This window comes from Mycobacterium sp. Aquia_213, from assembly GCF_026625985.1.
GTDB lineage: Bacteria > Actinomycetota > Actinomycetes > Mycobacteriales > Mycobacteriaceae > Mycobacterium.
In genome coordinates, this window is the sequence record NZ_CP113116.1 from 5,413,182 (window position 1) to 5,425,013 (window position 11,832).

An 11,832-nucleotide genomic window follows, 5' to 3' on the forward strand; every position below is an offset into this window, starting at 1 on the left:
TTGACGTAGTTAGGTTATCCCGCCGACTTTATTCTTTCAGCTAGATCAACGGGCGACGTCCATACGAATTCGCGACCAATCTTGTCGCGTTCCAACAGTTTTCGATCGGCGAGTTCATAGAGGTCGTTCCGCGCCGCTTGCTCGGACACACCATGGCTTTTGGCGTGCGACTTGACCGTGTAATACTCGTCCGGATGCCTGATTGCAAATTCAAGCAGTGCAATCTGCCGATGGTTGAACGTGCTTTCTTTTGGTGAGAGTAACTTGCGAGTACTGCGAAGTTCCTCGGACTTGCGTGCGAGATACTTATCGAGATCGTTGAGAGCGCGCTTAATTACCTTGAGGTGATATATCAAGAAATACGTCAAATCCCCATTGTCCTGTTCGGTAAAAATGAAGGACTTGGTGTATTTGGTCGGCGCCTGCTTAAGGATGCGAGAAATTGTGAGGTATTCCGACAGCCAGTACCCCTGCTTAAGCATGCTCCAATAGAAGAGCGCCCGCGCCGTACGGCCGTTGCCGTCTTCGAAGTAGTGATCGTAGCCCATCATAAAGTGGATTGCGAGCGCTCTCACGACGGGTGGGACGTACACGCCCTGACCATCTTCGCCATTGGCAAAGTCGCACAATCTCTTCAGTCGATCGGGTAGTTCGCAAACTGGCGGCGGAATATGCAGCACATTGCCATCGGCATCAAAAACCTTGACCCGATCGTCGGGATCGGGATTGCTTTGGATTTTTCCAGCACACTCAGGATTATCGAGTGTATTGTAAGTGACAATCTCGTGGAGTTCGCAAATCGCTTCTGGCGTAAAGTCAGCATGGCGATTCTCGCTAACGTGCTGCATTGCCAGATAATTATTCATAATCATCTGTTCGCTACGCGTCTTTGGCCTCCTGTCGTGCCTAAGCATCTCCTTCGCTCTTTTTCGACTCGTTGAAGCGCCTTCCAGTTGACTACTGGTAATAGCTTCTTCGATCAGCGAACTGATTACATAACGCTCCTTAGTAGCGGCGTTCGTCACTTGTTCTGGAACAGCGATTTGTCCACTGGCCCGCTGAGTTACCTCATCGAGCAACCGAAGCACCTCGTCCGGCAGGGCGTACGAGAAGTTGGTCCCATCGATCGCGGTTAGGGGTAGGGCCCGCATGAGGTTTGCGCGCCCGAGCCGTGTCGCAAACCACCACTCCCTGTGCGTGAGGTCACCCGGCGGCTTGCGATAGCGCAGTTCGTCCCACGGGAGATACGGGTCGGTCGAGGCGTTGACCTGGTCAAACATGACGTGCAGCAGCCGGTTCGAATCAAGTTCTTTGAACGCCGAGCCATCGGGCGGCGGCATCGGCTTCTTCATCTCGCACCTGTCTCGGGTTGTTTCGTACAACGAAAGTCAAATAAAGTCAAAATTTGACTTTACACGCCTTCGCTAGCTCCCGCCACCCACGCTCGCGGATGCTGTCAGCGTGTCGACGCAGCTCAGAGCCCATTTTACTATGTAACAACTTCAAAGTTTGATTTACTTGGACGATAGATTGACTTTCGTCGTTGAAGTCGAGTTTGAAGAGTCGTCTTGCCGGGCTATGTTTGCTGGACATGACCGTCGTTCGACCGCCAGCAGCGGGTCGGAGAAGCCACGCAAAAAGTCTCAACGGGTCGCAACGAGTTCCGAATAGCTAGGCTGAGCTGCACCGAACCGGTAACCGCTGCCACCTGTTGCGACCCTAGCGACCACCGTGGATCGCGTCCGCACACCTTCCCAAGCTGAATACGCGGGTTCGATTCCCGTCATCGGCTCCACGTCTAACCGCGACGTCGCTATCGCATCCGCCGGAGAAGATCAGTCAGCTGAAACATCGCGGACAACAGCATGCCCTCGGCCTGTAGCTGCTGACCCGGCGGCAGATTGCGAGTCTCGGCATCGACCACGGGGGCCTCCTGTTGTAGGGCCTTCAGCCGCCGGTTCCGCTCGTCCGGGCTGAGGGTGTCCCAATTGTCGTGCAGATCGGAGATGTGGGCCTGAAAGTTCTGCACCGCCACCAGCGGATCGGGGTCGACAACGGGACCGGGCGGTGGCTGCAGCGGATAGACGTGGACCTGCACCGGCCCGGCCATCACGTCTGCCTGGGCGGTGTTCGCGGAAAGCAACGTGCTGGCCACAAGACCGGCAAGTGCCATGGCGGCAATCCTCATGGGAACTCCTTCGGGCGACCCGAATTAGGTCGTCGCGGTAAGTCCAACCCCCGCGCGTTGCTACCGATCCCAACATCGACGCGGCACGAAAGGCCAGCTCGGTGCGATCACGAGCCTTTCGGCGTCGACTTATGGCGATGCTGCCGGTCAATTAGTCGCCGCCACCCGTCGTTGATGTGGTCGGACTGACGCTCAAGCGGCGGCTTGGGCAAGCCGGCGGCGTGCACGGGATCAGCGCCGAGGAACTGCAAGACTCGCGCAATCTCACCGGGGTAATTCGCGTCGAGCTCTTCATACTGGACCGTCAGAAACTCTCGACGCCGAGTGGTGAAGTAATTGCTCCACGCTGTCTGTTCGGCGTCGAGGCTCCGTTCTATCTCGATAATTTGCTCGTATGTTGGTGCGACGCCGGAGAGATCGGCCGCGGCCTCGCCGGGTGTGGGCCGGGCCAGGTAGAGCCCCCACGGGCGCACACTTCTCGACGAGCCGTCAGAACGAAACCACTCGCCGGTCGTCTCGGCACGAAACAGCGATAGGGCCTGCGCGCGCCGATCAAGACGGACGATATTGACGAAAACCGCTGCAGGGAAAAGTGTTTCGAGAGCAACTCCCGGATCGCCACGCAACCCTAGCGCTTCCGCAAGCGAAACGACATGCCGCCAATGAATTTTCACGCCCCGAACACCATTCCCCGTCGCCGCGAACGCCATAACCTTCGCCAGGTATTCGTCCCATGAGCAATTCGTCGGAAGGTTCAAATCTTCTTTATAGGACGCAATGTGGTCGGGCGTGAAGTACTCCTCGGGCCGGCCGGCGACTCCGGTCGCAACGAGGCCGGCGGCCAGCAGCGAACTGCCCGAACGAGGAGTGGAGGCGATGACATAAGTTGCGTGTCTCATCACCTTCGACCCTCCGGTATTGCTCCTACGCCCGCACGCCGCCACCCAGAAGTTTTATACGTCATCGCCATTGTGTCGAGCAGTTCGAACATGGCATTCGACAGAATGCCTACGATCGATTCCAGGACGTTCGATCGACACTTTGACGAAAAGGCAATGAATGTCTCGAATATTCGAAGATCTGGTGGCCGAGGCCGATTCGGTATCCGTTGACGGCTGGGACTTCTCCTGGCTCGACGGCCGTGCGACCGAGGAAAGGCCGTCCTGGGGGTACCAGCGGTTGCTGAGCAGCCGCTTGGCGGCGGTGACGGCCGCGCTGGACATTCACACCGGAGGCGGGGAGGTGCTGTCCGGCGCGGGACCGTTTCCACCCACCATGGCGGCGCTCGAGACCTGGCCCCCGAACGCGGCCCTGGCAACCAAACGCTTACATCCGCTCGGCGTAGTGCTCGTGGCGACTCGGGATGAGCCGCCGTTGCCGTTCGCCGATGGAGCGTTCGACCTCGTGACCACCCGTCATCCGATCTCCGTGTGGTGGAACGAGATCCTTCGGGTGCTTCGGCCGGGCGGCACCTACTTCGCGCAGCACATTGGGCCCGCCACGATGGGCGAGCTGGTCGAGTACTTCATCGGGCCGCAGCCAGAGAAATGGGCCGAGTTACACCCGGACACCGTGCGCGCACAGGCACAGGCCGCGGGCCTGCAGATCGTGGACCTGCGAATGGAGCGGCTGCGGGCCGAATTCTTCGACATCGGCGCCGTTATCTACTTCCTGCGCAAGGTGATTTGGACGGTGCCAAACTTCACCGTCGAGCGCTATCGGGACCGGCTGCGGGCACTTCACGAACAGATCGAGGCCGAGGGGCCGTTCGTCGCGCACCCGACGCGGGTGCTCGTCGAGGTCCGCAAGACTGAGTGATCAGCCTTCGTCGCGCGACACGTCCAACGCGTGATGCAGCCATTACCGTTCCAGCCCAAGCCTTTTCGTCAGCGGAAACGCATAACTCCTACACAGCTTCCGCAGGATCTGGACACAGCCTTCACAGCGACGATCGGTTCACTGACACCGCGTGGCTGGGAGGCGTGGGCAATGGACATCGTGCTTGGAGTTGCGATAGCGCCGGCCTCGGTTCAAATGGTGATGCTGCAGGGCGAAAACGCCGACGGCGCCACGATCGACGAGAACGAGTTCCCCGTCACCGCCGCCGACGACTCGCCCACCGTCAGCGCGACTGATCGCGTGATTGCCGCCATCATGTGTACCCGCGAGGATGCGGCCGGCGCGGGGCTCGAACTGGACTCGATCGGGGTGGCGTGCACCGACCAGCTCGAAGCGGCGGTCCTGCGCGACGCGCTGGCCGCCCACAAAATTGAGAACGTCATGTTGGTCTCGGCGTTTCTGGCCGCAGCCGCACTAACCCAATCTGTTGGCGGTGCAATGGGTTACGAGCGCACCGCAGTGCTCTTCGTCGAGCCGGACACCGCGACGCTCGCTGTTGTCGAGACCTCCGACGGTTCCGTCGACGATGTCCACGAAGAACAGTTGGATACCGGGTCCGGGCAGTTGGTCACCGCAGAGCTGGTGGAGTTGGTCGCCGGGCTTGACGAGCTGCCGACGCCGCCGGGCGGTTTGTTCGTGGTCGGGTCCGGTGTCGACATCACCGCGATCAGGCAGCGCTTGGAAGAGGCGACGTCGCTTACCGTCAACGTGCCGGAAGAACCGGAGACAGCACTGGCCCGAGGCGCGGCGCTGGCGTCCGCGCATGCGCTCACGTCGTCTACTGCCGCGCTGGCCTACGCACAAGACCCCGGCACAGGTGCGGTCGACGTGTCCGGCCTGCCTGAATATTTGAGCATCACCCACGCCGAGCTAGGCGAGGACGAGCTCGCCTACAGCGCCGTCGCCGACGACGAAGCCGATGCCCAAACAGTGGTCCTGGACGCTTCGGGTGACCCCGAGCCCCGTTCTCGGCCGGGCCTGCTGGTCGGGAGTGCGGTGGCGGTAGCCGGGTTCAGCGCGGCGCTGGCACTGGAGATCGCCCTGTCGCTTGGCATCCGCACGACTGTCGGTTCGTTGCCCGCCCCGATCCAGGGCATCATCGCCCCGGTCCAGCAGATATTCGCGCCCGCACCCGAAGTGGCCGCCATAAAGATGGTGGCGCCGACGCCATTGAATCCACCCCGAGTCGCGCCGCCGCCGGCAGCTCCGGTCCCCGCGGCAGCGCCAGTTGTGGTCCCGGCGGCCCCGGTTGCCCCACCGCCGGCGGTGCCGATTCCCGTGTTGGTCCCGCCGATCGCGCCGGCCCCGGTACCGCCGGTTCAGCTGCCCGACGTGCCGGCGAGTCCGCCCGTGATCGAGGCGCCGCCGCACTCGTCGCCGCCGATCTACGTCCCCCCACCGAAGTCGCCGCCACACCGACCTCCTCCAGAACAAGGGCCACCGCCCAACTCCGGCGGTGGCGGGCCGGCTAGCGGACCGGGTCGCGGCAATCCCGGCAGCGGTGGGCCGCACGGCGGCGGACCTGGTGACGGCCCCAGGCCCGGCCACGGCGGTCCCGGCGGCCCAACCGGTGGCGGGCCCGGCAGCGGTGGCGGACCCGGCAGCGGCGGACCCGGCAGCGGTGGCGGACCCGGCAGCGGCGGACCCGCTAGTGGTCCCGGCACCGGCCACGGCAATCCCGGTGGTGGTCAAGCCCCCAGCGGCGGCGGGCCAACCGGCGGCGGTACGCCTTCGAGTGGCGGGCCAACCAGTGGTGGTCAAGCCCCTAGCGGCGGCGGGCCTACTGTCGGCGGGCCGACCGGCGGTGGCGAAACGCCCAGCGGCAGTGCGCCTTCGGCCGGCGGGCCTACTAGCGGCGGGCCAACTAGCGGCGGCGAATCACCGAGCGGCGGCGCGCCTTCGAGCGGCGGCAGCAGCGAGAGCAGCGGCGGCAGCTCCACCAGTGGCGGCAGTTCCAGCGGCAGCGAGAGCAGCGGCGGCAGTAGCTCCAGCAGTGGCAGCAGCACCAGTGGCAGCGAAAGTAGCGGCGGCAGTTCCAGTAGCTCGAGCAGCGGCAGCGAGAGCAGCAGCTCCGGCAGTAGCAGCAGTTCTGGCAGCTCTAGCAGTGTCGGCCACTAGCTAGCACCGAAATATGTTCCACAGCAATTGATTTCACGAGACACGCCAGACCACAAGGGCCTCATCCAAAAACTGCCGGTAGCTTCTACCCCTATGGGTGCTTTGGACGGACGCGTGGCCTTCATTACCGGCGGAGCTCGAGGACAGGGCCGCGCACACGCGTTGGCGTTAGCGGCCGAAGGAGCCGACATCGTCGCCGCCGATGCCCCCGATGCGATGGCGAACCTGACCTACCCCCTGGGCACCGAGGACGACTTACGGGAGACGGCGAAGCTGGTGGAAGCGCTGGGCCGGCGTTGTCTACCGCTCACCGTGGACGTGCGCGATTCGGCCGCGGTCGGCGCCGCGATCAAGCAGACGGTCACCGACCTGGGCAGCCTCGACATCGTGGTGGCCAACGCCGGAATCGTCAGCACCGGGCTACTGGAAGACGTCAGCGACGTGATCTGGCAGCAGCTGATCGACACGAATCTGACCGGGGCATTCCACACCCTGCGGGCGGCCATCCCGGTGATGCGACAGCAGCGATTCGGCAGGATCGTCGTGACCTCCTCGATGGGCGGTCGCATGGGCATCCCCGAGCTGGCCGCATACAACGCCACCAAGTGGGGTGTCATCGGCCTCGCGAAGTCCGCGGCCCTGGAGGTCGCCAAGGACGGCGTCACGATCAACGTCGTCTGCCCGACCACGACTCAAACACCGATGGTGCAGCCCGCCGGCGGCGACGACATCCCCGACGATCTGGTGCGCCGAATGATGAGAGCCAACCCGATACCCCAACCCTGGCTGCAACCCGAGGATGTCAGTCGCGGAGTGCTGTATCTGGTCACCGACCCCGGGGTCATCACCGGAAGCGTGCTCGAGATCGGCCTCGGCGGCAGCGCGCGCATCCACTGACGTTTTGAGGTAACCCGACTACGCGTGTCGTCCGGCGTCGACGCTGCCACGCTTCGGGCGTGACCAGTGGGGCGGGCCGCGATATTGGCCCGCTCGTCAGGGTTGACGGCGCCGCCGGACTCGGCGCACTGTGATAGCCATCACATGACCACTGGTCGCATGGCGAGAGGCGGCACTCATGACCACGAGAGACATGTACACGGACGTCCCTGCGCCGTACTCCCGGGAGGTCCCCAGCGCCGGTGACGCGCGCTTCACCTGGGAGTACGACGAGGGGCGCGCCCGCCTCCTGTCCCTGTACCAAAAGGGCAAGGACAAGCAGTGGGACGCCCAGTCGCGCATCGACTGGACCCAAGACGTCGACCCGATGAATCCGGTCGGGCTGCCCGACGAGTTCCATCCACTGTTCAACAGCCCGATGTGGAACGACGCCGACGAATCACTTCGCGCCCAGATGCGCCAGCACAGCCAAGCCTGGCAGTTCTCGCAGTTCCTGCACGGCGAGCAGGGCGCGATGGTGTGCGCGGCGAAGATCGTCGAGGTCGTCCCGGACCTGGACGCGAAGTTCTACGCGGCCACCCAGACCATGGACGAGGCCCGGCACGTCGAGACGTTCTCGCGGTTCCTGCAGGAGAAGGTCGGCCTGGCCTACCCGATCAACAAGCATCTGACCACCCTGCTGGACGACACCCTGCGCGACTCGCGCTGGGACATGCCCTACCTCGGCATGCAGGTCCTCATCGAAGGGCTGGCACTCGCCGCGTTCGGGGTGCAGCGCGACTTGGCGGCGCCCGGCTCGCTGGCCAAGCAGGTGCTGGCCTACGTGATGCAAGACGAGGCCCGGCACGTCGCCTTCGGCCGAATCTCGCTGAAGGACTACTACTCCCAGCTCACCGAAGCCGAGCGGGCCGAGCGGGAAGAGTTCGTCGTGGACGCCTGCTACCTGATGCGCGATCGGTTCCGCGGCGAGGAGGTGTTCGAGACGCTCGGCCTCGACGTCAAGGCCTGCGCCGAATGGGTCGACACGTCGCCGATCATGATTCAATTCCGCTCGCACCTGTTCAGCCGCATCGTGCCGATCGTCAAGGACATCGGGTTGTGGGGCGACAAGGTGCAGAAAGCCTTCTCGGACATGGGCGTTCTCGACATGGGCGGCTTCGACATCGAGGCGCTGATGACGGCCGATGAGGATCAGGCCGAAGCGCTGGACAAGGCACACGCCGAGATGGCCGCCCGGGCCCTCGAAGTGGACCAGGTGATCGCGGCGGGTGCGGGCTGACGCCGTAGTCAGCCGACGATGTGCACACCCCACCTGCCGAGTAGGGGCTGCACCAGTACGAAGTAGGTCGTGTTGGGGTCGCCCGCCAGCGACGTGGACATGACCAGGCCGACCGCGGTCACCGTGCCGTCGGCGTTCTTCACATAGCCCGGACCGCCACTGTCACCGGGCTGAGCGAACACGTTTGCTTCGATGACTTCGCCGTCGATGCTCTTGACGGAGCCGCAGGTCTCACCGGTCATCGCGCCTAGTTTGCAGAACGGCATGCCCGACTTGATCTGGCCGGCGCTCAACACGCCCCGGACGCGCTGGCCGGCGACATCGCCGCCCGGCGCGCCGACGCCCGGGTCGAGACGGATGATCGCAGCGTCTTTGAGGTCGCCCAGCACCTCGCTGGCGGTGATGTGTCCGAGCGGAACGTTCTCGTCGTAAGTGAACGGCGCGGCGTGGTCGCAATGCCCACTGGTGAACAGGTAGTAGCCACCGTCGCCGCCTTGGGCCGCGAAACCCGTTGTGCACTTGGTGATTCCATCGCTGACCAAGATCCCCGGCGCGGGAGGCGGCGCGGCCAGCGCCGTGCCCGCGACCGCCGTCGCGCACATCAGCGTGACACCGACCAGCCCCACCGCTCGATACCAACGTGCGGGCATTGTTCTCCTCTGTCGCGACTACGGCTGGCACGATCACGTTGACAGATCGGATCGCCGTAGCCAAATCGTGACCGACACTTGATCAATTACTAACGCGCCCTTGCGCTTCCGCAGGTCAGCGCGGCTTTACCATTCCTATTGCAACTCTGTCAGTTAAAAGGATTGGGCCTATGCGCGCGGGTGTTCGGTGTGCCGTTGCTGTCATCGGAATCGGCGCGGGCGTGATCGCGGGGACGGCCGTCGTGAATCTGCCGGTGCCGGCCGATGTGAGCCTCGCGTCGGCCAGCCAGTCCTATGCCCCCTTTCCGATCGCATCGGTGCAGCCCAGCGGCGGCCAGGCGGTCGGCGTGGCGCATCCCGTGGTGGTGACCTTCCGCGCCCCCGTGACCAACCGAGTCGCGGCCGAGCGTGCCCTCGACATCAAGTCGACGCCCGCGATGACCGGCAAGTACGAATGGCTCGACAACAAAGTGGTGCAATGGGTTCCTGACCGGTACTGGCCGGCGCACAGCACAATTGCGCTGACGGTGGAAGGCCAGCCCGCCGAGATCAAGACGGGCCCGCGGGTCATCGGCATTGCCAGCATCTCCGAGCACACCTTCACCGTGAGCATCGACGGAGTGGAGTCGGGACCGCCGTCGTCACTGCCGTCGCCGCACCACCGCCCGCACTTCGGCCAACAAGGCGTGCTGCCGGCTTCGTTGGGCAGACCCGAGTACCCGACGCCGATCGGCTCCTACACGGTGTTGTCCAAAGAACGCTCGGTACAGATGGACTCCAGTAGCGTCGGGATCCCGGTCAGCGATCCCGACGGGTATCTCGTCACGGTGGACTACGCCGTTCGTATCACCAACCATGGCCTTTTCGTGCACTCGGCTCCCTGGGCGGTCAATTCGCTCGGTTTGGACAATGTCAGCCACGGCTGCATCAGCCTGAGCCCCGAGGACGCCGAGTGGTACTACAACACGGTCAACGTCGGTGACCCGGTCGTCGTGCGCGAGAGCACAAACGAACTACCCTCGTCGTAAACCGCTGTCGCACAGTCCTTCACCGACGCCGAACGTGCACTCAGGGCGGGATTTTCGCGGATTTCTCGCAGTGATTGCACGCTCGCCGACCGAATACCCGGCATTCGCCCGTTGATTAAATACGTTCCCCTGCAATAGAAATGACCCGCCGGGCTCAAGCCCAGCGGGTCATTTAATGCTGAGGATTAGCCTCCGTGCACCGGCGAGGGACCGGGCGAAACCGGCTGACCGGCTACCGGCCCGCCGGCTGGCGCCGGACCGGTCGGCGCGTCCTTCACCCCGGACATGTCGATCAGCGGGGCAACCGGAATGCCATCCGCGACCCCACCCAGCGCGACCAGCGGAGCCCCCAGCGGCAGCGGAGCACCGATCGGCACCGGCGGCGCAAACGGCAGCGGGGGAACGACGGGCACCGGCGGTCCGAGCGCAATCAGCGGAGCACCGGCCGGAACGGGAACAATTCCCGGACCCGGCACCACCATTGGGACACCGGCCATGTCGGTCAGTGGAGCGGCGCACGGTGCTGCCGCTGCTCCCCCGGCGGCCACGGGTCCACCGGCTGCCGGGGCACCGGCCTCGCCGGCCTGCCCGTACATGCAGGCACCGCCACCCGTCATATGTGGGACGGCTGCCGCGTCCGGGCTCAAAGCTATAGCGGCACCGCACAATCCCGCGCTAGCAACAACACCGATGTTGAATCGATCGAAGATCGTCATCAACGTCCAACTCCTTCATTCGCGCAGCAGAACCACATAGCCCTATACAAGTCGCTCCTCGACGACGTCCCCATTCTTAGTGGCGTATGTGCAACGCGACGCGCGCCGCACCGCGCCGTTTCCAAATGGTGACGTCACGACGCCGTCACAAGTCGGTAGCGCGAATACCGCGCCCCACCAACGCAAACGACGCGCCCCTCAGCGAGGCGACGGCCGGCTGTAGAGCCTGATCAGCGCCGTGATCCCGGTGAAAACGATGGTGAATAAGGCTGCCGACGCACATGATTCGTACACGTCGGTGATCGCAATGGTCTTGCCGCCGCGCACCACGACGCCATCGGTCGGACGGATCAACTCGGTGAAGACCTGCGCGGTGGTCGAAAGCCAGAACAGGCACGGCAGCAGCCAGTAGCCGCGACTCTGGGTGGCCGCGCGACCGGGGAACCTTGATTCGATCAGCGCGACGAGTTGAAAGATCACCCAGCCCGTCAGCAGCCAGCCGAGGTAATTGGTCAGCGGAACGCCCAGCGCCCCGGTCGGCTGGTGGTAGGAGTACCAGTTGTGTGCCGTCGCCCCGATCGGGTCGTACACCAGGTCATAGCCGCCGAGAACGAACGTCGCCACGATGGGGGTGGTAAAGCGTTCGGCGCCACCAACAGCCACGGCGGCGACGGGCCGCATGATCAGCCGAGCCAGCGCCCACGCCAGCCAGCCGAACATGATCCAGCCGAGCAGCACCGCGAGCGGAACACCCAACGGTTTCACACCGGGCAGGTGATGGGTGTAGGAGCCGAACGGGAAACCGGTGGCAATGCTGAGTGCTTCCAACGCGAATGCGACGACCCCGGCGATCACGACGAATACCGCCATGCCCCGAGAGGTGTAGCCCAGCCACGCATGGACGATGACGAACAGGATGAGCAAACCGGCCTGGGCGGATGCGGCTTGGGGGGCCAGCGACGGTCGCACTGCCATCACCGCCACGGCCACCACCGTGAGGGCGAGCAGGACCCAACACAACGCGTTGAGAATTTTCATCGGTGCCGCAACCTCCGTT

11 protein-coding genes are annotated in these 11,832 nt (G+C 64.0%); 5 read left to right on the forward strand and 6 right to left on the reverse strand.

Translation table 11 applies throughout. The annotated features are described in order from the left end of the window. Positions 1-14: 14 nt before the first annotated feature. The 3 genes from LMQ14_RS25340 to LMQ14_RS25350 all read right to left on the reverse strand — a co-directional run bounded on the left by LMQ14_RS25340 (position 15) and on the right by LMQ14_RS25350 (position 3,087). The gene (locus LMQ14_RS25340; protein WP_267732351.1) at positions 15-1,352 is read right to left on the reverse strand and encodes a Fic family protein; all 1,338 of its coding nucleotides are present in this window, start codon (positions 1,350-1,352) and stop codon (positions 15-17) included. A 461-nt stretch (positions 1,353-1,813) separates the two neighbouring features. Continuing rightward, complete coding sequence (locus tag LMQ14_RS25345) at positions 1,814-2,188, reverse strand: hypothetical protein (RefSeq protein ID WP_267732352.1); 375 nt, start codon at positions 2,186-2,188, stop codon at positions 1,814-1,816. 107 nt (positions 2,189-2,295) lie between these two features. Continuing rightward, positions 2,296-3,087, reverse strand: coding sequence for a Stf0 family sulfotransferase (locus LMQ14_RS25350; protein ID WP_267732353.1), 792 nt, complete (start codon positions 3,085-3,087; stop codon positions 2,296-2,298). 160 nt (positions 3,088-3,247) lie between these two features. Between LMQ14_RS25350 and LMQ14_RS25355 the strand changes: the two genes are divergently transcribed. From LMQ14_RS25355 to LMQ14_RS25370, 4 genes are all read left to right on the forward strand, one after another. Next, a complete protein-coding gene (locus LMQ14_RS25355) occupies positions 3,248-4,006 on the forward strand; it encodes a methyltransferase domain-containing protein (protein WP_267732354.1) in 759 nt (252 codons plus the stop codon). Positions 4,007-4,177: 171 nt separating this feature from the next. Next, complete coding sequence (locus LMQ14_RS25360; protein WP_267732355.1) at positions 4,178-6,205, forward strand: DUF7159 family protein; 2,028 nt, start codon at positions 4,178-4,180, stop codon at positions 6,203-6,205. Positions 6,206-6,298: 93 nt separating this feature from the next. Beyond that, positions 6,299-7,102, forward strand: a complete 804-nt coding sequence (locus LMQ14_RS25365; protein WP_267732356.1) for a mycofactocin-coupled SDR family oxidoreductase — start codon at positions 6,299-6,301, stop codon at positions 7,100-7,102. Positions 7,103-7,280: 178 nt separating this feature from the next. Continuing rightward, complete coding sequence (locus tag LMQ14_RS25370) at positions 7,281-8,381, forward strand: ferritin-like domain-containing protein (protein ID WP_267732357.1); 1,101 nt, start codon at positions 7,281-7,283, stop codon at positions 8,379-8,381. 8 nt (positions 8,382-8,389) lie between these two features. Here LMQ14_RS25370 and LMQ14_RS25375 read toward each other — a convergent pair whose 3' ends face one another. Beyond that, complete coding sequence (locus LMQ14_RS25375) at positions 8,390-9,031, reverse strand: S1 family peptidase (RefSeq protein ID WP_267732358.1); 642 nt, start codon at positions 9,029-9,031, stop codon at positions 8,390-8,392. A gap of 170 nt (positions 9,032-9,201) precedes the next feature. On the opposite strand from LMQ14_RS25375, the gene LMQ14_RS25380 reads away from it, so the two are divergent. Further along, positions 9,202-10,059, forward strand: a complete 858-nt coding sequence (locus LMQ14_RS25380) for a L,D-transpeptidase (RefSeq protein WP_267732359.1) — start codon at positions 9,202-9,204, stop codon at positions 10,057-10,059. Between the two features lie 185 nt (positions 10,060-10,244). Here LMQ14_RS25380 and LMQ14_RS25385 read toward each other — a convergent pair whose 3' ends face one another. After that, positions 10,245-10,775 (reverse strand): hypothetical protein, encoded by a 531-nt coding sequence (locus LMQ14_RS25385; RefSeq protein ID WP_267732360.1) that lies wholly within the window; start codon positions 10,773-10,775, stop codon positions 10,245-10,247. Positions 10,776-10,973: 198 nt separating this feature from the next. Continuing rightward, positions 10,974-11,813 (reverse strand): carotenoid biosynthesis protein, encoded by an 840-nt coding sequence (locus LMQ14_RS25390; protein WP_267732361.1) that lies wholly within the window; start codon positions 11,811-11,813, stop codon positions 10,974-10,976. Between the last annotated feature and the right edge of the window lie 19 nt (positions 11,814-11,832).

Coding starts and splice junctions, on each gene's coding strand:
- LMQ14_RS25340 (WP_267732351.1), bottom strand. CDS start 1,352: ATGAAGAAGCCGATGCCGCCGCCCGATGGCTCGGCGTTCAAAGAACTT.
- LMQ14_RS25345 (WP_267732352.1), bottom strand. CDS start 2,188: ATGAGGATTGCCGCCATGGCACTTGCCGGTCTTGTGGCCAGCACGTTG.
- LMQ14_RS25350 (WP_267732353.1), bottom strand. CDS start 3,087: ATGAGACACGCAACTTATGTCATCGCCTCCACTCCTCGTTCGGGCAGT.
- LMQ14_RS25355 (WP_267732354.1), top strand. CDS start 3,248: ATGTCTCGAATATTCGAAGATCTGGTGGCCGAGGCCGATTCGGTATCC.
- LMQ14_RS25360 (WP_267732355.1), top strand. CDS start 4,178: ATGGACATCGTGCTTGGAGTTGCGATAGCGCCGGCCTCGGTTCAAATG.
- LMQ14_RS25365 (WP_267732356.1), top strand. CDS start 6,299: ATGGGTGCTTTGGACGGACGCGTGGCCTTCATTACCGGCGGAGCTCGA.
- LMQ14_RS25370 (WP_267732357.1), top strand. CDS start 7,281: ATGACCACGAGAGACATGTACACGGACGTCCCTGCGCCGTACTCCCGG.
- LMQ14_RS25375 (WP_267732358.1), bottom strand. CDS start 9,031: ATGCCCGCACGTTGGTATCGAGCGGTGGGGCTGGTCGGTGTCACGCTG.
- LMQ14_RS25380 (WP_267732359.1), top strand. CDS start 9,202: ATGCGCGCGGGTGTTCGGTGTGCCGTTGCTGTCATCGGAATCGGCGCG.
- LMQ14_RS25385 (WP_267732360.1), bottom strand. CDS start 10,775: ATGACGATCTTCGATCGATTCAACATCGGTGTTGTTGCTAGCGCGGGA.
- LMQ14_RS25390 (WP_267732361.1), bottom strand. CDS start 11,813: ATGAAAATTCTCAACGCGTTGTGTTGGGTCCTGCTCGCCCTCACGGTG.